We start from the raw sequence: 25,688 nt of genomic DNA, 5'->3' as shown, positions 1-25,688 counted from the left end.
CTTCCGGCAACCTGTCCCACACACGTTCGCTCAGATGAGCTCGGACCGGCTTCTGGGGCCGACGTCGCTTCCGCCGCACATGACGGTTCGCTCCCCTCACGGACCGCCAGCCGCTCGGCCACTGTGACCAGCCGCAACAGCCCCTCACGGCCGATTATCGGCGCCCTCTCACTCTCCTGACCATCCATAGGTGCAGTGTGATTGGGCGATGGAACGCACCATCGGCTGGCTCATGCACTCACGCCGCCTGGCCCGCGACTACGAGACCAAACCCTCCCACTCCGAGAGCATGATCCGCTTCGCGATGATCTCGAACCTCGCGAAGCGAGCAGCCGACGAAACCACCCCAACCTGGCGAGGCGCATAAAATGCAATCAGCCATAAACTTCGTGAACCAGACGTCCTCTGAAAAAAGGGGGACCTGATGGGTTCGAATCCTATGGACCGGGGCAAGTACGGCTCGAAGATCCACTTGATCACCGAGCGGACCGGCCTGCCCCTTCCGGCCGGTATCTCGGGCGCGAACCTCCATGACAGCCAGGCACTCGAACCGCTCGTCCGAGGCATCCCGCCCATCCGGTCCCGCCGCGGACCCCGCCGGCGCCGCCCCGCCAAACTGCATGCGGACAAGGCCTGCGACAACCGCCGCCTGCGGCAATGGCTCCGGTCCCGGCACATCACACCCCGCATCGCCCGCAAAGGCATCGAGTCCTCAGAACGACTCGGACGCCACCGCTGGACCATTGAGCGCACCATGTCCTGGCCCGCAGGATGCCGCCGACTCCACCGCCGCTACGAACGCAAAGCCATCCATTACCTTGCCTTCGCCAGCATCGCCTGCACCCTCATCCGCTATCGCCGACCGGCCAAATGAGATGATCTCTTAGCATTTTGAGTCTGCACCAGCACCGGGCTGCGCAGGAACTTGAACGCCACCCGGTTCTCGTAGCAGTAGGCGGCGACCACGGTCAGGACGTGCTCCGCGTTGTCCATGCACGCAGACACATGGATCTTCCAACCCTGGTCGGGCAGCACCACACCCGCAAGCTGCCGTCCCACCCACACGTCTCTCGCGTTGCCTACCCAGCCGACGGGTATGGGAGCACCGACGGCGTCGAACTCCTCCACCGTGGCCCACCGCACAGGCGAGTCGTAAAACACCGGATCGACATACGAGAATGCCTCATAACGCATGTCCATAAGACCCCCATCGCGATGAATCGACATTCTCAGATGGATGCGAGTGGCAATGCAGGACTGTTTCACCCCTCGATAGCAGAGCTACCCTGACGTGTTCACGTCCGCGATGCGAGGGTAGTGCACGCACGACTTCCACACGCAGGGCGCATTCAGCGCATCTACCGAGCGCCCGAAGCCCGCAATCCCGGGCGGTGCGCGACCATTTGCACCCACACGCAAGTTCGAGGGTCTGTACGGTGGATCTTGAAAGTGGAGTGACACCTGATGACAGACGTGACGGTGTCGGCTGAGGCCGTGGAGGAAGTTCAGCTGGCGGGGCTGGCGCCGGACGCTCTGGATGACCAGCTGGTCAGTCAGCTGGTCGACCGCGCCCAGGGCTGGCGGGATCAAGCTCACCGGGGAGGGCGCGCTGCTGCAGCTGACGAAGAGGATCCTCGAGTCCGCCCTCAAGGGTGAGATCATCGACGGGCCTTGACCTCGCGTCCTGGACACCTCCGGCAAGAGCAGGCTCGTGTTGTGTCATTCGCGGGTGATGGCCGTCCGGTCGTGGTGGAAGGTGACGCTTCCGGTGCGCAGTCCGTTCCAGGCGTTGCCGGTGCCGTTGTAGCGGGTCGTCTCCAAGGACCAGCGCAGGTTGCCCGCGCAGAAGTCGTCGAGGGTGTCGAGGTAGGTGTGCATGGCCGGGGTGGGGTATCTGTGGTGAAGCCGTTCGCCCAGGGCAGCGCGGTCCTGGTCCGCCTGCTGGATGCGGTCACAGATGAGGTCCACGGCGTGCTGGAGGGTGGGGACGCTGTTGTGCAGGAGGACGCCCACCGCGTTGAAGTAGTCGCCTTTGAGGCATTCGGCACGGCAGGAGAAGAGGTCGTTGACGAACATCCCGTGTTCCACCGCGAGGTCTCCGGCTCGCGCCAGGTCGGGGTCTGCCGCCAGCAGATCGGTCAGGTCCAGGTCGAGGACGTACTCCGCGGTGACGATGTAGGGCAACAGCCCGACAGAGACCCGGCGCAGGTCAAGGTACGTGTCGAAGTCGGGAAGCTCCCGACTCCGGCGGTAGCCGTTTTCTCTGAGGACCGCGTCGGACCAGTCCTGCCATGTCTGAAGGTAGCGTTTGTAGAGGCGTTCGGGCATGTTCCGCTCAAACTTGGCGAGGACGTCGGCGAACGCGGCGCCGTAGGGGTGATCAGCGCCCCAGGCGTCCGCGACGTTCCGGAAGAGGGCCTGCTGAAGTATGGCGATGTCGTCGACCTCGAACATCAGCGACGTCATCTGGGAGGAGTGCGCCACCCTCTGGGCGAGCCCGCGGGGGAAGACCAGCGAGTCCCACATCGGGTACCGGCACTCCAGCATCCATCGCTTCGCCTCCGCGTTCGGGAACGGCAAGAAATCCGCCACCCAATCCGCATTGTCCTCATAGATCGTCGGATAGTCCGTGTTGACGCGTGGCCGGGTGCGGCAGGCGACCTCGGGCAGTCGGAAGCTGACTCCTGGAAGCAGCCCGGCCGGAACACGAACGACCACGGAGAACCCCTTTCAGACGGGCCGACGGCCCTCGGCACAAGGCCTTCCTCGCCCAACCGGCCACAATGCTGAGGACCCTTGAGAAACTTGATCGAACCTATGCCCGCCCCGGTGGTAGATCCAGCCGTCCAACGAACTGCGGGCGGCCGATTCAGATACACGAGATACACCGACCGAGGCACCGTCGGGGGTGTTTTCGCTCCGCGCCTTTCCGCGTGCAGGACGTTCCCAGCCGCCGGTCGAGGAGGGCTTCTGCAGTCTGGATGGCACGCTCCATGCCCGCGCGCAACAAACGCAGAGAGGCCAGCCAGCGCATGACCGTCGCTGCCCTGCGGGACACCGGCCGCCAGCACAGCCCTCAGCCCCGCCCTGGCTACCGCCGCCGGGGACGGGACTGATCCGCAGCCGGAACGGCGACGCCTGACCCTGAGGCAATGCCTCCACCGGCCCGGTGCGCACCCTCCGCCCGCCGCGGACAAGCGCGTCGACCAGCGGCAAGGACGCCGGACACAGCACCAGCCCACTGCCCGGGAAGCCAGACCTCGATGGCCACCCACAGCACCTGCCGACAACACCGGCCCGGGAGCCACCGCCCCCACCCAGCCATACCCCGCCAGCGCCGATAGTTCGTCCCCGCCCTGGGACAAGGCACCCGCCGATGCAGCCGGGCGCGATACGCCCCCGGCACTCGGGGCGAGCCTCTTGTCCAGAGTCCGGGAAAGGCGGGGGACGCGAGGCAGGGATACCGACCACCACATCCAACAATTGAAAGAGCAATGTCCTTGACCCGTACCTGCCCACCTTGCCTCAGTGCAGAAACGACGCCCCGCCCCCTCTCGGGAGCACGAGAAGCACCCAGCGCATAGGCCCTGATCTGCACGGCCCCCGATCTGTGCGGAGCGCCCCGCATCTGAGCCGCCCCGCGCGGGACTATAAATAGAACGGTCAACACTGGTGCGTTTAGTTTTTGTGGCGGCTTTCAAGTCCTGTCTCGAAGAACGTGATCTTCATGCTGAGGGTGTAGTTCTGGCTGGTCGCGGGGTGTTTTCCGGCGTTTGCGCTGTACTTGCTGGTGGGGTTCTTGCGGCTGCGGGCCTTGGCGCGCAGCCGTCGCCGGGCCGGCAGGAGCGCGTCGAGGACGGCCGTGCCGATGGCGCCGGCGAGGTCGACGGGGCCCGGGGCGGGGAGGATGCCCGCTCCGAGGACGGCATGCTCGCGGGCGGTGGCCAGGAGGACGGTGAAGCTGATGCGGTCCAGGCCGAGACCGGGCCGGTCGTGCACGGCGTCCGCGGCAGCGCGGACGAGGGCCTGGTAGACGGTGAGCAGGGCGTAGACCTCCTGGTCGAAGCCGTCGATGCTGCGGGAGCGCAGGACACGGCCGTCCAGCAGCATCGCCTTGATCGAAAAGGTAGGTGGTCTCGCACTGCCACCTGCGGTGATAGAGATCCACCAGGTCGTCGGCCGGGTAGCGGCCAGCATCGAGCAGGCTGGTGAGCAGCCGCCATTGTTCGCGGGTGGTGGTGCCGTCGGCCAGGGTCCGGGTCACCTCGGCCTCGATGACGCGGACGGTCAGCAGCCCGGGGAGGACGCCGTAGCCGATGCGGGCCAGGTAGGAGCCGTCCGGCAGGCGTTTTGTGGGGGTGGGGACGCGGCGGGCGGAGGAGCGCACCAGGAACTGCGCGCCGCTGGCGTGTACGTCGGCCAGGAACCGGCTGGCGTCGAAGCCGGCGTCCGCCAGCAGCAGCATCGAGGGGTCCAGCGCGGCCAGCAGGCGGCGGGCGTAGGTGGTTTCGCCTTCGTCCTTGGGGCCGAAGGCGGCCGCCAGCACGGCCCGGGTGCCGCACTCGACCAGCGCCACCAGCCGCAGCAGCGGATAGCCGAACTCCCGCACCTCGCCCGCCCGCTTCGGGTAGCGCCAGGTGACCTGATCATCGTCGGGAACGTGCAGGTGGGTGCCGTCCACCGCGACGCACCGCAGGCCCCGCCAGAACACCCCCGGCCGCCCGCGCTCCCCGACCGGACCCGCCAGCGTGTCGAACAGCAGCTTCAGCGGCGCCACGCCGACGCGGCGGCGGGCCCGCGACAGCGAGGAGACCGCGGGACGCACCAGCGCCAGCCGCGTGAGCGAGGCCGTCATCGCCGCCCAGGCCGCCCGGTAGGAGCACGACTCGAACAGGGCCAGGGTGAGCACGAAGTACACGACCACCCGCGGGGGAAGCACCCGCAGCCGCTTCTCGCGCCTCCCGGTCTTCTCCAGCACCGCGTCCACCAGCGCGAAGTCCACGATCCTGGTCAGCTCGCCCAGATGCCCCGGCGCGAACACCCCCTGGGCCACCCTGACCGTCCGGGTGATGACAGACTGCTCCTGCAACGGGACTCCTTCTTGATGCACTCGCTTCGCAACAAGTCGATCTACAGGAGTTCCGTTGCCACGATTTAGGGCACAACGACCCGAGAACCGAGGACCAAAGCCCCTCGGCCCATGCATTCACCGCGTAACGCACCAGTGTTGAGTCATAGAACATTACTGATCTCTTCGGGGTGTTGTCGGGTGGTGACGTTCCTTGATCCCTGCGGTAAGCCGGGACTATGCGGTATGCGCAGGGTGGAGGGCTGACTCCGGAGCGGCAGCGGTTCCGTGAAGGGATCCGGTTTGAGGCCGGTCAGCGGTTCGAGCGGGGTGAGAAGACCGCGGCGATCGCGAGGGAATTGCGGGTGAGTGAGCGGTCGGTGGAACGCTGGCGGCATGCGTGGCGGCACGGCGGCATGGGAGGTCTTGCCTCATCGGGGGCGGCGAAGCTGCCCAAGGTGTCCGATGGCCAGTTCGCCGCCCTGGAGGCTGAGCTGGCGCGGGGGCCGGCCGCACACGGCTGGGAGGACCAGCGGTGGACGCTCCAGCGGGTCAGAGAACTGATCGCCCGCACCTTCGGTGTCGTGTGCTCGTCGGCGGCCGTGTGGCGGCTCATGCATCGGCACGGCTGGTCCTGGCAGTGCCCGGCACGTCGTGCCCTGGAACGAGACGAGCGCGCGGTCGAGCTGTGGAAGAAGGAGGTGTGGCCGCAGGTGGAACTATAGCGGCGACGCTCGGGGCCTACCTCGTGTTTGAGGACGAGGCCGGATTTGCAATGACGCCGTCCATCGCCCGCACCTGGGCCCGACGTGGCCACACGCCCGTGGTGCAGGTCCGGGGCCGGTCCTGGCGCCGCTACTCGATCGCCGCAATGTGCTGCTACAAGCCCGGCGAGACCTCAAGGCTGATCTTTCGGCCGAGGCGAAACCCGTCCCCCAATCGCTCCGGACGCAGGAGCTTCGACTGGTGCGACTACCGCGACCTGGCCGTGCGCGCGCACATCCAGCTCGGCGCCCCCATCGTGCTCGTCTGGGACAACTTGAGCACGCACAGAGCCGCCGCGCTACGCAAGTACGCCGATGCCCATGACTGGCTCACTATTGTCCACCTTCCCTCCTACGCGCCGGAGTTGAACCCGGTCGAGGGAGTGTGGTCGCTCCTGCGCAGAGGACCGCTGGCCAGCGTCGCCTTCACCGACGACGACCACCTCGAACGTACCCTCCGCCGCGGACTACGGCACATCCAGCACCACCCCGAACTCATCGACGGATGCCTCGCCAGCACCGGACTCACCATCACCGACTACCACCCGACAACACCCCGAAGAGACCAGTAACGGTAGTTCGTTGACTTGGGGGCAGGGCAGCGGTAGTCCGGATGGTGGGGGTGGTGACGATGACCGCTCGTCGCCCGTGTCCACCGGCGCCGGGACCGCTGGAGAGGTATGCCGCGTGCTTCGACGACCTGTTCGCCTCCCTGGCCCAACGGCGGGGATTCCGCGAGTACCTCACGGGCCTGCTGGCGCCGCGGGACCGGAACAAGACGCTGACCTGTCTGGCCGGTGCGGAACCGGTCGTCGGTGCCCGCAACCCGGCGGTGCAACGGTTGCAGTTCTTCCTGTCCGAGTCTGCCTGGGACGCCGGGCAAGTCAACAGCAGACGGCTTGAGTTGCTGCGCGAGCAGCCGGAAACCGCTCCGCACCCGGGCGGGGTCATCGTGATCGACGATTCCGGAGACCGCAAGGACGGCACGGCCACCGCCCACGTGGGCCGGCAGTGGCTGGGCCGGTACGGCAAGACAGACAACTGCATCGTCACAGTGACCACGGTATGGACCGATGGGCGGGTGTACTACCCGCTGCACGCCCAGCCCTACACCCCCGCCCACCACTTCCCGCGCGGCCGGCGTGATCCCGCCTTCCGCACCAAGCCGCAGATCGCCGCAGCTCTTACGGCCCGGGGCAAGGAGGCGGGCTTCGCGTGCCGGGCGGTGGTGGCCGACTGCGCCTACTCCGTCAGCGACGACTGGTATCTCGCGCTGCGCGAGGCCCGCCTGCCCTACGTGGTTCACCTCAAGCCGCACCGCGGCACCTGGGCACCCGCCCACCAGCCGCACACCCCCGTCGACGCCGCCAGCGCCCTGGCCTGGCACGACCCCGAACACCCCGGCGACTGGACACCGGTTGAGCGCCACTTCCGCGACGGGCACACCGAGACCTGGTGGGCCGCCGACGCCCGCCTGAGCGGCTGGGGACCCCATAACCGGGTACGGCTGGTCGTGGCCACCACCGACCCGGCCACCCTGCCGCCCAAGGCCACCTGGTACCTGGCCACCAACCTGCCCCACCCCGACGCACCCCACGCCGCCACCGACCCCCACCCGCCCGCCGACCTCGCCGAGATCGTCCGGCTGTACGGGTTGCGGCCCTGGATCGAGCAGAGCTACAAACAGATCAAGGACGAGCTCGGGTGGGCCGACTTCCAGGTCCGGTCCGCCCGCGCTATCGCACGTCACCAGACCCTGGTGAACTGCGCGTTCTCCTTCTGCTGGGACCAATGGTTCGCCCCACCCGGACCCGTGGACACCACCGCTCCCGACCCCTGCCCCGACGACCGGGCAGAGAGGGGGCACCCCCATGCCCCACCAGCCCCAACTGCCCTGCTGGCCCAGGGCTTTACGCGCCATCCGGGCCTGGCTCACCCCCGCCACCACCCTGCAACGCTGGTGGCAGGCCTGGACCGACAAGGACCCACCCGCTCACCTCCAGTCCCTGATCGACGCGGTCACCACCGGCAAACCCCTCGACCTCTACCGCCGGATTTAACGAACTACCGGTAATCGGCGGGCTCTCTCCCTCACCTGGCAGCGCAGGAGTTCCTGGATGCGCTGGTCGAGACCGTCCTGGCGCCACAGCGTGAAGTAGTAGAACACCGCCGGCCAGACCGGCAGATCATGCGGCAGGTAGCGCCACTGGCAGCCCGTCCGGTTCTGGTAGAAGATCGCGTTCACGACTTCCCGCAGGTCGCAGGTCCCGGGATCCCCGGTCGCCGACCGCGCCACCCGGTCCTGCTTCCAGGCCGTGATCATCGGCTGGATCAACGCCCGCTGCTCGTCCGATAAGTCGCTGGGGTACGGCTTTCTCTCCATGACCCGCATCTCAGCATGAACATGACCAGCACGTGCCCGGCACGGCGATCAGTACCACGATCGAGCGATCACGAACCGAGGAAGATCGGACTTAACGTCGACTGAGGACCCGGCGGAACCCGGCCGGTACTGCACAGGGGTCTCTGTGACGGAGCTGTAGTTCTGCAGTAGTGGGGTTGTTGTGGCCTGGTGTTCCGTTGGCGGGCTTGGGATTTTGGGCTGGGGGGAGGCGACTGACGCGAGAATGGAGTGAACCGGGCAGGTCAGCCCACTGTGATGGGCTCGAAGCGGACGGTGAGCCCGGGACTGTTGGTCTCCTTGATCATGCGGCGCATGGCACGTTCGGGATCACGTTTGGTGAAGTGGCCGGCGCCGAGTTCGCGGTAGGCGATGTGGTCGTGCAGGACGTGCCAGGTGGCGATGGCGAGCTTGTGCATGAGGGCGGCCAGGGCGCGTCGGCCGCCTCGCCGGGCAGCGATGCGGCGGTAGAAGACCGCCGGGTAGGAGTTCTTGTTTCTGATCGCTGACATTGTGGCGATGCGGAGTAGGCGTTTGAGGTTGGCGTTGCCCGGTCGGGTGCGGCCGGACTTGGTCACCCCGGCTGATTCGTTCTGGCCCGGGCAGACGCCGGTCCAGGAGGCCAGGTGCTGGGCGGTGGCGAACTGGGCCATGTCCCCGCCGGTCTCGGTGATGATGATCTCGGCGGCCAGGCGGCCGATACCGGGGGTCGTGTCGAGGTTGTCCAGGTCCGTGTCTGTACGGTCAGCGGTGGATCTTGAGAGTGGAGTGGCACCTGATGACAGGTGTGATGGTGTGGGCTGAGGCCGTGGAGGAAGTCCGGCCGGCGGGGCGGGTGCCGGACGCTGTGGATGGCCGGCTGGTCAGTCAGCTGGCCGGCCGTGCCCAGGCTGGCGGGATCAAGCTCGCCGGTGAGGGCGGGCTGGTGCGGCAGCTGGCGAAGAGGATCCTCGAGTCCGCCCTCGAGGGGGAGATCACCGGCCGTCTGGGGCATGAGGAGCACGAGAGGACGGCCTCGGGCCATACCCGCAGCGGCGCCGGTGCGTAGACCGTGACGGCGGAGGCCGGTCCGGTCGGGGTCGAGGTGCCCCGCGGCCGTGAGGGCTTGTTCGAGCCGCAGATCGTCAAGGAGCGGCAGCGGCGGCTGTCCGGTGTCGGCGAGATGGTGCTGTCGCTGTCCGCCCGCGGTCTGGCGCACGGCGAGATCTCCGCTCACCTGGCCGGGGTCTGTGGTGCCGGGGTGTCCAGGGCGACCGTCTCCACGGTCATCGGCAAGGTGATCGACGGCATGCGTGAATGGCAGGGCAGCGGGTGGGACTGGGTCTGTCCGGTCTTGTTCATCGACTGTGTGCGCGTGAAGCCACGGGACGGCGAGGCCGCCGACAGGCCGGTCTGCGTGGTCTTGGCAGTCACCGTCGAGGGCACCGGGGGAATACTCGGACTGCGGGCCGGCGGCGGTGGCGAGGGTGCCAAGTACTGGCTGCGGGTGCTGACCGAGATCAGGAATCGCGGGACGGGAGACATCTGCATGGTCGTCTGCGGCGGTCTCAGGGCTCTGCCCGGCGTCATCGCGGCGGTCTGGCCCCAGGCGATCACGCAGACCTGGGCCGTTCACCTGACCAGGGCGTCGTTCCGTTACGCGGCCCGGCAGGACTGGGACAGGACCGCACGCGCGCGCAAGCCCATCCGCACCGCCGCCACTCAGGACATCGCGGGGGAGCGGTTCCTTGAGCTCCGCGACGCCTAGGGCGGCGAGTACCCGGCGATCGTGCGGTTGTGGGAGAACGCGTGGGCCGAGTCCGTGCCCTTCCTCCAGTTCGACAGCGGGATACGGCGCGTTGTCTGCACGGCCAACGCCATGGAGAGCGTGAACGCACGGATCCGCAAGGCCGTCCGGGCCCGCGGGCACTTCCCCAACGAGCAGGCCGCGATCAGATGCGTCTGCATGGCCATCATGAGCCTCGACCCGACAGGGCAGGGACGCAAACGCTGGTCACAGCGATGGAAGGCAGCCCTCAACGCCTTCGAGACCACCTTCGACGGACGACTCACCGCCGCCCGCCGCTGAACCCCCAACAACCCCAGAAACACCGTTCGATTTACAGGTGGGCGAGATCGCTGCGCTGATCACCTCGGGTACGGGAAAATCGGGCCGGGCGTCCCGGTCAGCCGATGGGCCTGCGATGCGAGCGAGCTCGTTTTACAGGATGGCGATGGGTGCCGACCAGGGGACCACGGATTGTTGTCAGGGCATCGGATCCCCGCTGCCAGAGCACGTGTGTCGGACTCCGCCATCTCCCTTGGCTCTTCCGGGGCACCCGCCGAGTACGGACGCACCACGCGGGAGGAGACCATGATGCCCCGGCTCCAGGACGTGAAGGACGAGGTCATCCATCTGCGGTCCGCGGGAGTGGACTTGGGCAAGCGGTTCCTGCCGGCCTGTGTCCGCGTTCCCTCGACGAAGCGGGCCGGCAGCTGGTCGCTGGAGACCGAGCGGTTCGGCACCACTACCGCCGAGGTGCGGCGCCTGCTGGCCTGGCTGCTCGAGCGCCGGGCCGAGGTGGTGGTCATGGAGGCAACCTCGGACTGCTGGCGCGGTGTGTACTACCTGCTGCAGCCGCATCTGAATCTGATGCTGGTCAACCCCGCCCACCTCAAGGGCATCCGTGGCCGCAAGAGCGATCCGGGCGACGCGGCCTTCCTTGCCCGCGCCGGCGCCTCTGGCATGGTGATGGCCTCCTTCGTGCCAGCCGTGACATCCGGGAACTGCGTGATCTCACCCGCCGCCGCACCGAGTTGGTCCGGGCAGCAGGCTGGGAGGCCCAGCGGCTGGAGAAGGAACTCGAGGACACCGGCATGAAGCTCTCCGCCGTCCTCAGCGACATCACCGGCGCCAGCGGCCGGGCGATCCTGGAATCCCTCATCTCGGGCGAACGCGATCCGGACCGTCTGGCCGACCTCACCCGCGGCAAGGCCCGCAACAAGATCCCCGCCCTCATCGATGCCCTGGACGGCGAGTTCACCGACCACCACGCCTTCATGGTCCGCCACTACCTCGACGAGATCGACCGCTGGAAGAACGTCATCGCCGACTTCGACGCCCGCATCGCCCAACTGCTGGCCGGCCACGAGCGAGACATGGAGATCCTGCAGACCATCCCGGGCATCGGCCGCCTCGGCTCAGAAATCATCATCGCCGAGACCGGCGGCGACATGGCGCAGTTTGCTTCCGCCCACCACTTGGCCTCCTGGATCGGGGTCTGCCCCGGCCAGAATGAGTCCGCCGGAATCAGCAAGTCCGGCCGCACCCGCCCCGGCAACACCAACCTCAAGCGCCTGCTCGGCGTCGCCGCCATGGCCGCGACCAGGGAAAAGGACTCCTACCTCGGAGTCTTCTTCCGCCGCCTGTCGGCCAGACGAGGCGGCAAACGCGCCCTCGTCGCGGTGATGCACAAACTCGTGATCGCCATTTGGCACGTCCTGCACGACCACGAGCCCTACCGAGATCTCGGAGCCGACCACTTCACCCGTCGCGATCCCGAACGCGCCATGCGCCGTATGACCAAGGAGGCCAACAGCCTCGGTCTGACCATCCGCTTCGAACCCATCACAGCAGGCTGACCTGCACGGTTGACTCTATTCTCGTGTCAGACCCTCATCACACCCGTCATGTCGGGTCGAGGATCGGGACGGGCGCCAGGGAGTCGGTTGCCTCCTGGCGGATGGTGGACAACTCCCAGGCGTAGGCTCCGCACAGCATCCGGTCGGCGAGATCGACATGGCGTTGTGCGTACGGCTGGTGCGCGGGTGAGCGGCGGACGAGTGCGCCGAGGCTGGCATGGGTTATCAGCATCGAGTCGATGACGCCGATGAGGAACGTCGCGGATTGCACGGGGGACAGCCCGTACTGGTTCATGATGACGACGAACACGGACGCACTGCCCTGTCTGGCTTCGCGGAGGGCGCCGACGGCATCGTTGGTCAGGCGGCACAGTGTTCCCGTGACGCGTTCCAGGTGTACCAGTTCTGTCGGTGCGGTGATGCTGCGGGGGATTCCTCCCGGCGTGAGGCGGGACAGGAGAAGCGCTCCTTCGATCAGGCCGTTGTCGGTCGCGTAGGTCAGGTAGTCGTCGAAGCTGGGAAACGCGCCGTCGAGCCGCCATTGCTGCTCCCTGAGCCATCCGGTCAGGCTTGTGGCCACGCACTGCGCGAAAAGTGGGAGCATCCAGTCTCCATTGAGACCGCGGATCTCCTCACGAAGGTCCCGAAACGCGATCTGGTAGGGGTCTGGATCGTCGGGCAGCCGTCCTGAGGCGATGATTGTCTGGATCGTGGCGGGATAGGCGGGGGAGAGTCGCCCATTTTCGATGACGTCGTCATCCAGATTGATGATCACCTCCCAGTACATGGTCACGACCCGGCATACCTCGATGCCCAGGTCGTGCAGCACCGCGTACACGATGTCCGCCATGAGGTTGCTGTCGAGTCGGTCAGAGTGCTCGGGCGCCACGAAGCCTCGTCGCAACGCCCACTGCCGCACATCCGCCTTGACACGCCTGCCATCGCCCCCGAGCGGCGGGAGGATCCACTCCTGGATGCCGCTGCCACGTGGGACCAGCCCGAGTTCGCGACGCACCGAGTCCATGACCCGCGCATAGCTCATCACCAGGCGGGTACGCATCCAGGGCAGAACCCGCCCGATCCCGTCGGCAAGATCGTCCCGGCTGTAGCCGTGCACACGCTGGACCGGACACCCGTACGCGTCGTTGAACTGGAACACCCCACCGGTCTTGTCGGTCATGACACCGAATCCGCCTCTTCCCAGTACTCGGAAATCGTTCCGGTGGAGACGTTCACCCGCAGAAGGCCGATCTTCGTCATCCAGTCGTCGATTTCCAGTGCACCCAGAATGTAGACTTTCTTGCCGGTTCCCATGGCGTAACCCAGTTCCCAAGAACAGTCGTTACCGATGGGCGGCTGACAGATCACACAGGCCGCTTGGTCGATCGCGGCCCGACAGGCCAATGCCCCAGTGGGATAGTCGTAGGAAACCTCGTCTTTCGGTTTCCATAGGTTCAACCCGAGTGTTTTCGCGAACTGTTCCGCCAGTCTGGGATCGGTTTGTTCCGATTTACACTTCGCGCAGTAGTAGGCGAACATCGACACCCCGGAAATTTAGGTGATTCTGTTGACCATGAACGTGATCAGTGAGTCCCAGCCACGGCGTACATCCACCGGGATGCTCAGCTCATCGAGTGCCTCGGCGGCGAGCTGAGCGTGTCGGTGTGCGTGGTCGCGGGTGGTGAGGTCGGCACCTGCCTGGCTCAGCAGCGCGGTGGCCGACGCGATGTGGTCCTCAGTGAGGTCACCGTCGGTCGCCAGGATCGTGGCGAGATCCTCTCCCGCCGGGCCACCCGCAGCCAGGGCTGTGATGATCGGCAGGGAGGGTTTCCGTTCGGCGATGTCCGCCCCGACGGGTTTGCCGGTGACGGCCGGGTCACCCCAGATGCCCAGCCAGTCATCCACCGCCTGGTAGGCGAACCCGAGCTGAGCACCGACCCGGGTGAGGGTGTCCACCGATGGCTGCTCGGCGTCGGCGAGCAGCGCCCCAAGTTGGCAGGACGCGACGATGAGCGCGCCGGTCTTGCCCGCGACCATGCGCTGGTAGTCGGCCATCGTCACGGTCGAGCGGGCTGGGAGGGTGAAGTCGTCGGCTTGGCCCGCGCACATTCCCTGGATCCCGTCGGCCAGTGCTTTGGCCGCGCGCGGATGGTCGGCGAGGACGGTCTCCGCCAGGGCGTGCACGGCGTCCCCGGCGAGGATCGCCAGGTCGATCCCCCATACGGTCCACACGGTCGGCCTGCCGCGCCGGACCCGGTCCCGGTCGGTGATGTCGTCGTGGATCAGCGAGAACTCGTGTCCCAACTGGATCGCGACCGCGCCGGGCATCGCCATGGCTGGCTGGGCGCCGACGGTACGGGCGGCGAGGAACGTCAGGGCGGGGCGCAGCAGCTTTCCGCCGTGGGCATTCTGGTAGCGGCCGTCCCGGTCGAGTAGGCCCATGTGGTAGCCGGCGATCGTGGCCAACTTCGGGTGCAGGCCGGTGACCACGGCCCGCAGCTCGGGTTCCATCAGGTGCCGGGCCTGCGCGAACAGTTCGGCCACGGCCGGTGTGCCGGTGGTGGTCATGGCGCACCTGGCGATGGGGCGTTCCACGGGTGCACGTCGACACGGCGTTCAGGGTTGCAGGGGTCGGGGCGCAGGTCGCAGAACACGGCGGGCATGAGCTGCTGCCACCGGCTGAGGTCCACCGAGCCCTTCACAATCGGGGGCCACTGGGACATTCGGGTGGCCAGGATCGTCATGATGTGGGCATGCCTATTGCCGCATTGCCCGTCGACGACGCTCTCCGCATGGCCGAGCACGGGCAGCCAGCCCGGCGCGAACCCGACCGAGGCCGATCGCGCCGATGGTACTGGTCCGTTCATGACGTCATTCCTCCCTCGCTGGGCTGAGTTGGAACGATTCCTGGACGAGGCCAGGGATGTCTCGCCATCCAGGCGGTGATGACCGGCCCGGTCAGCTCCCCAGCTTCATCCGACAGACTCGCTCGGGACGACTCATGTCTGTCCACGCCCACCAGCGGACCGCAACCCCAGTCGTCCGTGAAGCCCCGGAACCGGACAACCCGCCTCAAGTACCACGAACCCGCCATGCCATCACGCCAGGCTTCCCTCTCACGGTCAAAGACCCGTGGAGCCGACGAGCGCGATCGCATCCCGTTTGAACTCCGCGGTGTACGGGGCTTGACCCGGAATCTTGGACACGGGCTATACGGCTCGGGCCAGGGTAGTTGATGTTGTGTCGAGTGCTGTCTCGTAGGCGATGGGACTGCGTTGTCCGAGGCAGGAGTGGCGGCGTCGGGTGAGGGGTCTCGCGCTTTCCGGGCAGGTGTCTGGTGATGACTTCACGCCGTGATGTGCAGCGTCTGGTATTCGGTGTGGGCTTCGCGAGGTGGGCGGTTACCCACTGCCGAGTGGAGGTGTTTGTGTTTGTGCCAGGATTCGATGTGTCGAGTGATGTCCTGCCGGGTGGCTTCGCGTGTCAGGTAAGTCATCCTGGATACACGCTCGTTCTTCAGCGCCCCGAAGAATGATTCCGTCATAGCGTTACTGAAACAGGTCCCGGTCCGTCCGGCGGAACGTGGAAGGCCGAGGTGTTTCAATGTCTCACCGTGCTCGGCTGGCCTGTAGTTCGATCCGCGGTCCGAGTGGAATATTGTGCCGTCTGTGAGTTTCCTGTTCCGGGCTGTGTTGCGGATGGCCCGGGATGTGAGGGGGGTGTGGTAGTGGTCGTCCATGGCGTAGCCGATGGCTTCCTTCGTGCGGCGGTCGATGGCGGTCGCCGAGTACAGCCACCTCTCACTGGTGGACACGTAGGTGATGTCCCCGACCGGCTTTTGGCCGGGAGCGTCGGCGGTGAAGTTCCGGCCGGCGAGGTCAGGCGCGGGGCCGGGGGTGCCCTGGGTGAGGCCGAAGCGTTTCGGCTTCGGCTGGCTGGGCTCCAGGCCCGGTTCGCGCATGGGGCGGCGGACCGGCTCCAGGCCGGCGGTGACGTCCCGGCGGTGCGGTTGTGCGTGGATGCGCCGGTGGCTGTAGGTGCTGTCGGAGTCCTCGAACGCCTTCGTGATGAGCAGTTTCAGTTCCTCACGCCGTTCGGCTGTCGCGGATTCGGGACGGCCTCGCCAGTCGTAGTAGCCGGATTTGGAGACGCCGAGTCGCTTGCACCTGTACCCGACGCTGTACGCGTACTCCGTCGTGTCGAGCCGCGTCTCGTTGATGAACTCGTACGTGCTCGCTGCCGGGGATCCCCCGCGAAGTACGCTGCGGCTATTTTGAGGAAGGTGTTTTCCATCTCGGCTTCGCGGATCCGGCGTTCCAGCTCTTTGAGGCGTGCTCGTTCGCTGAGCGTCAGTTCCGCGTCTGGCGCCGGCTCCTGGCGTGCCTTGTGTTTCTTCACCCAGCCCCGGAGGGTTTCGGGGTTCATCCCGAGCGCCGAAGAACGATTCGGACATGGCGTTGTCCCAACAGACCCCGGTACGGCCGGCTGATGCCCTGAGTCCCAACGAACTGAGTTTCCCCCGGAGTTCCCGAGAAGTGTATGGACTGCCGCGATCCGAGTGGAATATGCAGCCGTCGGTGAAGTTGGTGTTCAGTGCCGCCATGTCGACCGCGTCCGATATGACCGAGGTCTTCATGTGGTCGGCCATCGCCCAGCCGGTCATGGCCTTGGTATGGCAGTCAATAACCGTCGCGAGATAGAGGAACCCGGCCCGGGTATGGATATACGTGATATCGCTGACCAGTTTGCGGCCGGGTGCGTCCGCGGTGGAGTCACGGGCCATCAGGTCGGGTGTGAAACGGTGCCGTGCCGTCGGTGACCGTGGTCAGCCGCCAGGGCCGTGGCCGGCACGGGACCAGGCCCAGCTCGCGCATCAGGGCGCGGACCAGCTCCGGTCCGGCCTGCACGGTCATCCTCTTCAGGGCGGCGTGGACACGCCAGCAGCCGTAGGTCTCGCGCGCGTCGGAGAAGACCTGGCAAATGATTTCCTTGAGTTCTGCACGGCGTCCCGCGGTGGCCAGCAGCGGCCGGGAACGCCAGTGGCAGAAACCCGACGTGGATACACCTGCCCAGGCGCACATCCGCCGCACGGGACAGGTACCGGACTCGCCGTCGATGAACTCGTACTTCTCCGTCACTGATATTTCTGGGCGAAGAAGGCCGCTGCTTTCCCCAGGAACTCGGTCTTCATCCGCAGTTCACGGTTCTCGCGTTCCAGCTCACGCAGGCGGGCACGTTCGCTGATGTTCAAGGGGCGGTTCCTCGCCGGCATGCTCCTGCCGGTACCGGCTGACCCAGGTGCCCAGAGTTCCCTCGTTCACCTGGATTTCCCGTGCGACCTCGGCTATCGCCCGGGACTCCACGACTACCATCTTCACTGCCTCGTCCCTGAATTCGGGACTGAACTTCCTACGCTTGGGTGCCACGTGCTCTCTCCACCGTTCCGGACCATGACCCTATCGGGGACTACTGTCCGAGAACCTTGGGGCGGCTCAGAGATCGAGTCCATGCCGCCTTGGGGAGGTAGCTGCGGGGGGAAGGGCCCTTCGCCCTGGATCCTGGACACGACTCCATGATTCAGGCCTCTTGCCCCAAGAGCCAGTCGGGCGTGCTCCACCGTCACTCGTCCGCCGTCCACGGCATGCGCTATACGTCGCCGCCCGGCCATAGTGATGTGCGGCCTCCCCGCCGTGAGCCGTACCGGCGCCACGCCGTTACCAGCATGTGCTGACCAGTATACGAGTAGGCAGGAGGGCCGTTCCATGTGGATGCCAGGCGGACTCAGGGCAGTGCACTCTTTGTGTGCTGTTGCCATGGCTATGGCTGCCTGCGGCATCAGTACGCCGCAGGCTGTGGCGAAGGCCGAGGAGACCTTCGAGATCTATTCGAAGACCGAACTCGGAGTACCGGCCACCCCGTCCCTGGGGGCACCGTTCACCGGTAACGCCGATCTTTTTGACGTGACAGGAAGACAGATCGGCGCGGCGACCGGAGAATGTGTGGTCACGCATGTATCCGATGTCCCGGTGACCTTCACCAGTCACTGCGACGTCATCTTCCGCTTCGACTCGGTCGGCCGCCAGAGAGGTGAAATCCACACCAGCACTGTCATGACACTGACGACCGGCCTGCCTAATGTCATTAACTACGCTGTCACAGGTGGCACCGGCGACTTCCGAAACACCACTGGCGACGCTATCGGCACACTGCAGAAGCCGTTGGTCGGCCTGCTGCCCGCAGAGTTCAAGTTCACCTTTCGGCTCAATCAGACGTCGTAACCTGAGAAAGCCTGATCCTTGTTACACCACAACAAGGACACCGTTGGCGAATTCGGCGGTGTCTCATGCGGGGCGAAGGCGCGTGAAGCGTGAGGTTCGGGTCTTGGCGAGTGGGGTCTGGGTCAGCCAGGCGTCCGTGCGGATGAGGTTGAGGGCGGTGGCGGTGAGTACGTGCTGGAGGCGGGTCTTGTGCAGGCCGGTGAAGCGGCTTCTGCGCAGGCCGCAGCGGCGTAACCCCTGGGCGAGGGTGCCTTCGACGCCGGCTCGGGTGGCTTAGTGGCTCCGCCACTGGTCGGTTTCCTGGAGCTGTCGCCTGGCGCGGATCGCTTCGTGTTCCTCGCGCGGGGCCAGGGAGAGTTTGCGTGGCTCGGTCTTCGAGCGGGTGCATTTCGACCGTACCGGGCAGGCGGCGCAGTCGTGGCGGGCGAAGAACACGTCGGACTGCCAGTAGCCGGGCCGCTGCTGGTGGGGTTTCCAGCGGACGCTGCGGTGCCCTTGCGGGCAGACGGCCGTGCGGGTGTCCCAGTCGATGAGGAAGCCGTCGATGGAGAAGCCCTCGTTGGCCCTGCCCTGCCAGGTGATGTCGTGGCGGATCGGGCCGGTCAGTTCCACGCCGTGGCTGGAGACGCTGGTGGCCAGCAGTTTGGCGCTGACATAGCCCCGGTCGACGAAGTGCTCCCCGGCCAGCAGTCCGGCCCCATCGAGAGTGGCGTGAACCGACTCGGTCACCTCGACATCGGTGACGGTGGCCTCGGTCGTAACGACATGCGTGATCAGGTGCGGGGAGTGCGCGTCGCAGGTCTCGGTCAGATGGACCTTGTAGCCGGTCCATTCGGTGGCGTTCTTGACGCAGTAGCGGGCCTCGCCGTCGTAGGGGGACTCGATGCGGTCATGGGAGGGCGGCATGTCCTTCGGGGCGCGCATCCGCACCCGGTCCTGCGTGATGAAGAACTCCTGGACCCAGTAGCGACGCAGGGCCTCAACGGCCGGGATCTGCCGCAGCCACGACGGGGCGCCGGGATCGTGGATCGCGGTCAGCAGCCGGATGCCGTCCTGGCCGGTCTGCTCCATGTACTGCGTGCGCGGGCCCTCGCCGCGAGGCAGGCGATAGTCCTCGATGCGCCGCTGGTAGCGGTCGAACCAGTCGGCCGGCGCAGTCCCCAGCAGCCAGTCGGGAGCCGCGGCGGCCAGCGCGTTCAGGGCGGCGCGCAGGTGTTCCGCGGTGTTCTCCAGGCGGTTCAGCCGTCGCACCGCAGCCAGGACATGCGTGGAATCGGTGCGCTGGCCGCCGGGGCGCGGCAGCAGACCGGCCTCCCGCAGCCGGTCCAGGACCAGGTCCAGCACCCGCTGTGGTACCCGGTCATTCACCAGACGGTCCCGGAACTCGCTCAGCACGGAATGGTCGAATCCGGGATCGGTCAGTTCCAGCCCCAGAAGAAACTTCCAGTCGATGCGTCCACGCAGGGCAGCCGCCGCCTGGCGGTCCGACAGGCCCTCCGCGAACTGGAGCACCGAAACGATCGCCAACTGGTGGGGCGGCCAGGCGGGTCGACCTCGCTGCGGGAACAGATCCACGAAGTCCTTGTCGGCGAACAGCGGCCCGAGCGCCTCCCGGATCCGCATGCACAGACAGCCCTTCGGGAACGCTAGCCGGGCCACCTCGGCGGTCCGGGCCGGAACCTCGCCCGGCAGACGTGGACGCAGCGACACGTTGATCACCTCACGCTCGCGCCCCCACGCCGCTCCGGCCATCATCCCGCCACGACAACAGCACGTGAAGGCCGCCGCTGAATTCACCAACGGTGTCCACTGGGTGGTGTAGCAGCGATCACTGCATAGCCCCTGGTCATGAGGCAGCCATCGCGCAACTCTCCGAGCAATGAGGCTCGTTGAGAGAGGTGCGGCGATGGCCTTGTCCCAGCATGACTTACTCCGGCTGATGGAGTCACCGCGTACGGCGGACGGAATCGAGTTGGTTCGGGTTCTGGCCCAGCGGATCCTGCAGGAACTCATCGAGGCCGAGGCCACCTCGCGGATCGGCGCGGAGCCCGGCGAGCATGCCGAGACGCTTGGTGGCCGTGGTCGGGAACGATCAGCCCCACAAGGGTGATGCCGCGGACCCGCTGGTCGCGTTCGACACGGGTCGGGGTGATGTGAGGCAGCATCGACCACGGGCTCGCCGGGGACCAGCGCGGCGGCCGCGAGTGCCCGAGTAGCTGTATCTACCACCATCACTCTATCTGCGGGCGGCGAGCGTGGACTTGGGTAGGCTGCCGTCCGGGCTAACCAACGAGGCGTTCGAGTGGTAGTGGGTCGATGGCGTACCTCGGAGGGGCCAGTCCCGGGTAGGTCGCAGAGTGCGAAGGAGTTTTGAGTCAAGGGAAGGAGCTACTCATGCGTGCACGCCGTTGCGTCGCTACCGCGATCGGAGCGATCGCCCTGATGGCAGGGGTGTCGCCAGCATCCGCAGCCACCGGAGACTTCGGGTACACCTATACCGACTCAGACGGCAACCCTCAGTATGGAGAACTGATGGACCCAAAGACCGGTGCCTGCACCGACCTACCCGAAGAGCACTCACCTGCTCACAGCCCTCTCAACCGGACCAATGAATTTGCCCTCGTCTTCACTGGCCCAGGCTGCACAGGCGAAGAATACACCCTGCGTCCGTACGTCGGAGGGGGCCACGAGCGGCTACAGTTCCGTTCCGTGGCCTTTCTGCCGTGTGTGTGCAATCCCCCTGTGACCAGCCAAAGCGAGCATCTTCACCGGTAAGTGATCGGGTGTGTCGGCGACGCGCGAATCGTGGCGCAGCCAAGATTTCCGTGAAGATGATCATGCTTCCGTGGGCTGGTGACGTTCCGTCACTGGCAGGGTGATACTCGGCAAGTGTGGGCAGTTGCTGGAGGCGGTGTTGCCGCACCTGGGTGGGGTGCTGGTGGAGCAAGTGGGCTGCGAGGGCGGGGTGTTGCGCATCGTGGCCAGAACCCGGGAGGTGCCGGTGGTGTGCCCGGACTGCGCAACGCCGTCGGTCGGCAGGTGTGCATCGGGCTCACCATCCGGCGTCTGTTCTGCAGCGCCCCCCGGATGCATACGGGTGACGTTCGCCGAGCAGATAGAGGGGCTGACCGTGCGCTACGGACGGCGGACACCGCTGCTGCAGCGGCTGTTGAGCGCGATCGCGGTGGCCCTGGCGGGCCGGGCCGGCGAGTGCCTCGCGGCCTGGCTCCCAGCGCCGGTCAGCCGGACCACCTTGTTGTCCCTGGTCATGGCACTGCCCGACCCGCCCGCCCAGACGCCTCGGGTGCTCGGGGTGGACGAGTTCGCCCTGCGCAAGGGGCACGACCAGTACGGCACCGTCCTGATCGATGCGAGACGCGGGCTCCGGTCGACCTGCTGCCCGAGCGGGAGGCCCCTCCTTCACGGCCTGGCTCGCGGGATCCCGATGGCGTTGAGCAGGAGTTGTCGGCGTACGGGTGAACGGGGTCTGTCGCTGATTGAGGTTGATCCTCGGGAGTGGACGCCGGGTTTCATGTGACGTGTGACAGCGTAGGTGATGTGATCAGCTGCTGTTCGATCTCGGCTGGTGTGAGGTAGCCGGGGGCGGAGTGCCGGCGGCGCCGGTTGTAGTACGTCAGCCAGCGAGACAGCTCGAGGCGGGTCTGTGCCTTCGAGGTCCAGCGGCGTCCGTGCAGCAGCTCCCGTTTGAGGCCCTGGAAGAACGATTCGGCGAGGGCATTGTCGTAACTCGAGCCGACCCGGCCCATGCTTCGGTGGATGCCGTGCCGGCGGCAGACCTCGGCGAAGACCGCCGACTGGTATTGGGCGCCCCTGTCCGTGTGAGAGACAACGCCGTGCACCCGGCCGCCGCGGGCGGCAACGGCCATCTCGACGGCGTCGGTGACAAGCTCGGCCCTCATGTGATCGGCGATGGACCAGCCCACCACCCGCCGTGAACAGATGTCGATCACCGTGGCCAGATACAGCCAGGACGATCCCACCGAGACGTAGGTGACGTCACCGCACCACCTGGTGTTCAGCGCGGACGCGGTGAAGTCCCGGTGCACCAGGTCCGGAACCGGCGGTGCCGTGCGGTCGGGGATCGTGGTCCGCTTCTTCCTGCGCAGGTGACGGCCGACGATGCCGTGGACCCGCATGAGCCGGGTCACGCGCTTGCGGTTGGTCTTCCGGCCCTGTGCCCGCAGTTCGGCGTGGATACGCGGGGCGCCATAGGCACCGTTGTGCTCGAGGTGGACGGCGCGGATCTCGGCCACGGTCCGTTCCTGCTCGGCCTCACGCTCGGCACGGGCCTCCTCGGTGGCCAGATGGCGGTAGCAGCCGGAACGGGACACCCCGAGCACCCGGCAGATCCGCTTCACGCCGAAGGCGGCGCGGTGGGCGGAGATGAAGTCCCAGCGGCAGGTTCTCACTTCACCTCGCGAGCGAAATACGCGGCCGCCCGGCGCAGGACCTCGCGCTCCAGCTGCCACTGGGCCTCCGCCCTGCGCAGCCGCTTGTTCTCCTCCCGCAGCCGGACCAGTTCCTCGTCCTGGCCCTCAGCGGCCTGCTCGTTCCGGGGACCGCGGCCGGCCACCCCGTCCGCCTGCCGCACCTAACTACGCAACGTCTCACCGGTGACCCCGACATCGGCCGCCACTGCTGCATACATGCGCTTCCCGCCTGCCGCCCGGTACAAGGCGACGGCGTCCCTCCGGAACTCCTCCGGATACGCAGACCTACGTCCCACCTGGACATCCCTTCCTGGACCATCAAGATCCATCCTCAGGGTGCCCACTCCAAAGGATCAGCCTCACTGCTTCAGGCTGTCGCGCACCACCGGCCGCAGCACCGCCGTGTAGCGCGAGACCGTGGACTGCGAGCAGCTGAACAACTCCCCGGGCATCTCCTGCACCGCATCGTGCCGCAGCAGGAAGCACAGCAAGATGACCGTTTTCCACAACGGCAGCACGTGCGGCCGGCCACCGGTCTCCTCCCAGGCCGGGAGGGGACCGGTGGCCGGCCGATGAGCAACGACAACCGGTGCGGACTCAAACCCGTAGTACGTTGGAAGGGCATCGGTCCCCCCTGAACGAGCGCGTGACACATGGCAGTTCACACGCTACGCCGAGGGGGCCGATCCAGTCACCGGCGATCCACCGCCCAAGATCCACTACTTCTGAATTACCTTCCTTGGTCGAGAACCCGTCTACCAGGAGCTTCATCGTTCCGTGCGGCCCGCACCGACCAACACCACAGCCCCATGGTCAGGTTGGAAAGGGCTCCTTCCCGGCCTGCGACTATTCAGAATGAAAGAGGCTCATTCAGGTTGTCGGCTTCGTCAAAGTGCACTTTGGCAGGGAAAGGTCGACCCGTGACCCAGAAGTCAGGCAAGGGATGATGCCTGCTGTCTGCTGACCGTATCGTCGTGCCTTGTGGACGGTCTTGCGCCCCTGACTGTCGACCTCGCACGGGTTGCTTGCCGTGCAGACCCTGCCCAATTCGTTAGTCGTATTGTGGATCCCAATGACAGCGCCGGTATGCGGGTTGACCAGGGGTGCTCCGGAGGCTCCGGCACCGGCTCGGCAGTCCTCGGTGTAGCGGATCGCGTTACGCAACGCGTATCCCTCCTCACGAAGCTCTGGCACCACGCCGCCCACCGCGCAGCTCCAAGTCTTCCGCAAACCACCAGCGACGAGGTCAAGCGGGGTGGCTTCCCGTGGGCCCATGGCCGCGAGCTTGAAGACCTTCGCGCCTTCTGCCGTCAACTGGGCGTAGGTTTTGTTCAATTGGTAGAGCGCGACGTCGGTACCGGTCATCGTAGCGTAGACCAGTTTAGTAGTGGCGGCGGTTGTCTTGGGCTTTCCCGTCCGGTTGAGTACTGTCACCTTTCGCTTCTCCACTCGATTCGCCACTGCGGCCTTGGGCGCGGGCCGGTCGCCCGTAACGCAGTGGCCGTTGGTCAGCAACAGTGCGGGGTCGCTGGGCTTGGCGTTGTTCGCGCGCACCACTGAACCGGAGCAGCCATCGAGGTCGACGGCGCCTTCCAGGGACGGCTGCCTGTCCGTCATGGCGTCGTACATCCAGGTCCGGAAGGCCGGGATGGCGCTGTATACAGCAGGTTGCTGCCCTGTGTTGCCCCCGCTGACGGTGCCGGCCAGAATCCAGCTATCATTGCTCCGCACGATAGCCGGGCCGCCGGAGTCCATGTTAGTCGGACCGGTCTTGCCGTCGAGGCTGCCCACGCAGATCTCGCTCTGCTGGATACCGACATCGTCGCAAGCGGTGCTGGGCTGCACCACCGTGTCAGCCTCACGCAGGTGATCAGGAAAGCACTTGGGTTTCAGCTCATCGCAGGTAATACCCCAGCCCAGGATCCGAGTCGGGGTTGCTGCCGTCGGCTTACTGGTGGCCAGCTTGACAGGCTGAGCCCTCGCCGAGGTCTTCAGCTTGAGCAAAGCTACGTCGTTTCCCTGCAAATCGCCAGGGCGCTTAATGAATGTGTCGACCTCGATAAGTTCACCACCGGAGGAAACACTGGTAGAGCCAATGCGCACCTTCCAGCCGTGCGGATGCCCGACCAGAACGTCCTCGTCGTTACGGACACAATGGCCAGCGGTAACCATCCACTGCGGTGCTATGAGAGCAGCGCCACACACGTGTCCGTCAGGTCGAGCGGAATCCGGACGCTGTAGTGAACCCATGAACGCATAAGGTGCGGATGATTTAGTACCACCGCTTATGGCGGGGGCTGGGGCGGCAACCAAAACGGACGCGCTCAGCGCGATTCCCGCTGAGACAAGGGCACGAAGACGCATTACTTGGGGACTCTCTCTCCAGGATTTGAGTGGATGAAGAAACTTACGGATAGGGGAGCTCGAACCAGTTTGACAGTAGTTGTTTGAGGGATTGGATCGGAACTGTGCAGTTTTCTATCTAGAATTCGCCGAACTGCACGCCGGGGATGTGGTGAACTGGGTATCCTGCCGATTAGCGAGTCACCAAACTGCTATCCCTACGGAGATACCTTGTGGTTTCTATAGCCTGCTGTATGCAATGCCGATGGCAATCGCGCGGCGCGACACAGGCCGCAGCTGCACGGTTCGTCCGTACAATGAGGCGCGGTGCACCCTCATCTACTGCACGAGTACGACACTTTCGAGTAGATCGCGGCCGGTTTCGTTATGCCAAGGGCTACCTGCTGCTGAACATCACCGTCGCCGAGAGCAACCGGGGCGCTGCCTCGGGCCGCTTCCTTCTATGCCCGCCGCGAAGGGGTAAAACTGCCGATCATCGTTCCGGACGATGGCGGGCTACTGTGGCTCTCTCGACCACTCTGTCCGACGGCACCCGTGACAGTGCTCCATCATCGAAACCTGCACACAGCTAGACCTCGAGATCCTCGTGGACAAGGCCTACCAATGTGCCGACGGAACCGCCATCGTCTACACCCGCCCCATAGGCCTGTCAGTTGCTAGGCTGTTGAAGCCAGGGGAGCATGGCGGATGTGTGACAGCGATCCATTCAAATTACAGAAGGCACCGACGCCTTCGCAGTGA

General features: G+C 66.1%; 22 protein-coding genes and 6 pseudogenes. 13 read left to right on the top strand and 15 right to left on the bottom strand.

Translation table 11 applies throughout. The annotated features are described in order from the left end of the window. Positions 1–190: 190 nt before the first annotated feature. A pseudogene (locus C9F11_RS44845) lies at positions 191–367 on the top strand (IS5/IS1182 family transposase); the annotation flags it as partial. A gap of 4 nt (positions 368–371) precedes the next feature. Further along, positions 372–874 (top strand): annotated as a pseudogene (locus C9F11_RS44840) (IS5 family transposase); the annotation flags it as partial. On the opposite strand, the gene C9F11_RS44835 reads toward C9F11_RS44840, so the two are convergent. Further along, a complete protein-coding gene (locus tag C9F11_RS44835) occupies positions 853–1,200 on the bottom strand; it encodes a hypothetical protein (protein WP_249402346.1) in 348 nt (115 codons plus the stop codon). The pseudogene C9F11_RS44840 and the gene C9F11_RS44835 overlap by 22 nt on opposite strands. 337 nt (positions 1,201–1,537) lie before the next feature. Here C9F11_RS44835 and C9F11_RS49340 point away from each other — a divergent pair, with 337 nt between their 5' ends. Beyond that, positions 1,538–1,675, top strand: a complete 138-nt coding sequence (locus C9F11_RS49340) for a hypothetical protein (RefSeq protein ID WP_249402345.1) — start codon at positions 1,538–1,540, stop codon at positions 1,673–1,675. A gap of 44 nt (positions 1,676–1,719) precedes the next feature. On the opposite strand, the gene C9F11_RS44825 is transcribed toward C9F11_RS49340, so the two are convergent. Further along, positions 1,720–2,592, bottom strand: a complete 873-nt coding sequence (locus C9F11_RS44825; RefSeq protein ID WP_138968213.1) for a terpene synthase family protein — start codon at positions 2,590–2,592, stop codon at positions 1,720–1,722. Positions 2,593–3,678: 1,086 nt separating this feature from the next. Then, positions 3,679–4,110, bottom strand: coding sequence for a hypothetical protein (locus tag C9F11_RS49335; RefSeq protein ID WP_249402344.1), 432 nt, complete (start codon positions 4,108–4,110; stop codon positions 3,679–3,681). A gap of 560 nt (positions 4,111–4,670) precedes the next feature. Between C9F11_RS49335 and C9F11_RS49330 the strand changes: the two genes are divergently transcribed. The 4 genes from C9F11_RS49330 (at position 4,671) to C9F11_RS44805 (ending at position 7,906) form a co-directional block, all read left to right on the top strand. Then, positions 4,671–4,877: a hypothetical protein gene (locus C9F11_RS49330; protein WP_249402343.1), complete on the top strand. Its 207-nt coding sequence runs from the start codon at positions 4,671–4,673 to the stop codon at positions 4,875–4,877. Positions 4,878–5,307: 430 nt separating this feature from the next. Then, complete coding sequence (locus tag C9F11_RS44815; protein ID WP_138968208.1) at positions 5,308–5,793, top strand: winged helix-turn-helix domain-containing protein; 486 nt, start codon at positions 5,308–5,310, stop codon at positions 5,791–5,793. After that, positions 5,790–6,404 (top strand): IS630 family transposase, encoded by a 615-nt coding sequence (locus C9F11_RS44810; protein ID WP_138968809.1) that lies wholly within the window; start codon positions 5,790–5,792, stop codon positions 6,402–6,404. Before C9F11_RS44815 ends, C9F11_RS44810 begins: the two co-directional genes overlap by 4 nt. Before the next feature lie 59 nt (positions 6,405–6,463). Further along, complete coding sequence (locus C9F11_RS44805; RefSeq protein WP_138968206.1) at positions 6,464–7,906, top strand: IS701 family transposase; 1,443 nt, start codon at positions 6,464–6,466, stop codon at positions 7,904–7,906. Here the strand turns inward: C9F11_RS44805 and C9F11_RS44800 are convergent. Both C9F11_RS44800 and C9F11_RS44795 read right to left on the bottom strand, forming a co-directional pair. Continuing rightward, a pseudogene (locus tag C9F11_RS44800) lies at positions 7,904–8,215 on the bottom strand (transposase); the annotation flags it as partial. The gene C9F11_RS44805 and the pseudogene C9F11_RS44800 overlap by 3 nt on opposite strands. 263 nt (positions 8,216–8,478) lie before the next feature. Beyond that, on the bottom strand, positions 8,479–8,961 hold the full coding sequence (locus tag C9F11_RS44795) for an IS110 family transposase (RefSeq protein WP_269078177.1): 483 nt from the start codon (positions 8,959–8,961) through the stop codon (positions 8,479–8,481). A 50-nt stretch (positions 8,962–9,011) separates the two neighbouring features. On the opposite strand from C9F11_RS44795, the pseudogene C9F11_RS44790 reads away from it, so the two are divergent. The 3 genes and pseudogenes from C9F11_RS44790 (at position 9,012) to C9F11_RS44785 (ending at position 11,854) form a co-directional block, all read left to right on the top strand. Continuing rightward, positions 9,012–10,301: pseudogene (locus C9F11_RS44790) on the top strand (IS256 family transposase). A gap of 288 nt (positions 10,302–10,589) precedes the next feature. Next, positions 10,590–11,093 carry an IS110 family transposase gene (locus C9F11_RS49325; protein WP_249402315.1) on the top strand — a complete coding sequence of 168 codons (504 nt, stop codon included), beginning with the start codon at positions 10,590–10,592 and terminating at the stop codon, positions 11,091–11,093. After that, on the top strand, positions 11,030–11,854 hold the full coding sequence (locus tag C9F11_RS44785) for an IS110 family transposase (protein WP_249402342.1): 825 nt from the start codon (positions 11,030–11,032) through the stop codon (positions 11,852–11,854). Before C9F11_RS49325 ends, C9F11_RS44785 begins: the two co-directional genes overlap by 64 nt. Before the next feature lie 46 nt (positions 11,855–11,900). On the opposite strand, the gene C9F11_RS44780 is transcribed toward C9F11_RS44785, so the two are convergent. The 6 genes from C9F11_RS44780 to C9F11_RS44755 form a co-directional block, all read right to left on the bottom strand. After that, the gene (locus C9F11_RS44780) at positions 11,901–13,034 is read right to left on the bottom strand and encodes a terpene synthase family protein (protein WP_138968202.1); all 1,134 of its coding nucleotides are present in this window, start codon (positions 13,032–13,034) and stop codon (positions 11,901–11,903) included. Next, positions 13,031–13,399, bottom strand: coding sequence for a hypothetical protein (locus tag C9F11_RS44775; RefSeq protein WP_138968200.1), 369 nt, complete (start codon positions 13,397–13,399; stop codon positions 13,031–13,033). The genes C9F11_RS44780 and C9F11_RS44775 overlap by 4 nt, the downstream gene beginning before the upstream one ends. 9 nt (positions 13,400–13,408) lie before the next feature. Next, positions 13,409–14,422: a polyprenyl synthetase family protein gene (locus C9F11_RS44770; RefSeq protein WP_138968198.1), complete on the bottom strand. Its 1,014-nt coding sequence runs from the start codon at positions 14,420–14,422 to the stop codon at positions 13,409–13,411. Next, positions 14,419–14,721, bottom strand: coding sequence for a hypothetical protein (locus tag C9F11_RS44765; protein WP_138968195.1), 303 nt, complete (start codon positions 14,719–14,721; stop codon positions 14,419–14,421). The genes C9F11_RS44770 and C9F11_RS44765 overlap by 4 nt, the downstream gene beginning before the upstream one ends. 479 nt (positions 14,722–15,200) lie before the next feature. Beyond that, positions 15,201–16,637: an IS3 family transposase gene (locus tag C9F11_RS44760; RefSeq protein WP_138968193.1), complete on the bottom strand. Its 1,437-nt coding sequence runs from the start codon at positions 16,635–16,637 to the stop codon at positions 15,201–15,203. Further along, positions 16,627–16,992 (bottom strand): IS3 family transposase, encoded by a 366-nt coding sequence (locus tag C9F11_RS44755; protein WP_138968191.1) that lies wholly within the window; start codon positions 16,990–16,992, stop codon positions 16,627–16,629. Before C9F11_RS44755 ends, C9F11_RS44760 begins: the two co-directional genes overlap by 11 nt. Positions 16,993–17,667: 675 nt before the next feature. Between C9F11_RS44755 and C9F11_RS44745 the strand changes: the two genes are divergently transcribed. Next, positions 17,668–18,132 carry a hypothetical protein gene (locus C9F11_RS44745; protein WP_138968187.1) on the top strand — a complete coding sequence of 155 codons (465 nt, stop codon included), beginning with the start codon at positions 17,668–17,670 and terminating at the stop codon, positions 18,130–18,132. A gap of 63 nt (positions 18,133–18,195) precedes the next feature. Here the strand turns inward: C9F11_RS44745 and C9F11_RS44740 are convergent. Further along, positions 18,196–19,842: pseudogene (locus C9F11_RS44740) on the bottom strand (IS1182 family transposase). Positions 19,843–20,038: 196 nt separating this feature from the next. Here C9F11_RS44740 and C9F11_RS44735 point away from each other — a divergent pair. Both C9F11_RS44735 and C9F11_RS44725 read left to right on the top strand, forming a co-directional pair. After that, positions 20,039–20,242: a transposase gene (locus tag C9F11_RS44735; protein ID WP_249402341.1), complete on the top strand. Its 204-nt coding sequence runs from the start codon at positions 20,039–20,041 to the stop codon at positions 20,240–20,242. Positions 20,243–21,007: 765 nt separating this feature from the next. Further along, positions 21,008–21,670, top strand: a complete 663-nt coding sequence (locus C9F11_RS44725) for a transposase (protein ID WP_138968183.1) — start codon at positions 21,008–21,010, stop codon at positions 21,668–21,670. Here the strand turns inward: C9F11_RS44725 and C9F11_RS44720 are convergent. The 3 genes and pseudogenes from C9F11_RS44720 to C9F11_RS44715 form a co-directional block, all read right to left on the bottom strand. After that, a pseudogene (locus tag C9F11_RS44720) lies at positions 21,663–22,879 on the bottom strand (IS3 family transposase). The gene C9F11_RS44725 and the pseudogene C9F11_RS44720 overlap by 8 nt on opposite strands. A 63-nt stretch (positions 22,880–22,942) precedes the next feature. Then, positions 22,943–23,074 (bottom strand): hypothetical protein, encoded by a 132-nt coding sequence (locus C9F11_RS49820; RefSeq protein ID WP_269078166.1) that lies wholly within the window; start codon positions 23,072–23,074, stop codon positions 22,943–22,945. Positions 23,075–23,453: 379 nt separating this feature from the next. Beyond that, complete coding sequence (locus C9F11_RS44715; protein WP_138968181.1) at positions 23,454–24,947, bottom strand: trypsin-like serine protease; 1,494 nt, start codon at positions 24,945–24,947, stop codon at positions 23,454–23,456. Positions 24,948–25,688: the final 741 nt, after the last annotated feature.

It is taken from the genome of Streptomyces sp. YIM 121038 (genome assembly GCF_006088715.1).
Taxonomy (GTDB): domain Bacteria; phylum Actinomycetota; class Actinomycetes; order Streptomycetales; family Streptomycetaceae; genus Streptomyces.
The sequence above is the reverse complement of the archived record's forward strand: the minus strand, read 5'-3'. Positions and strand labels throughout refer to the sequence as shown.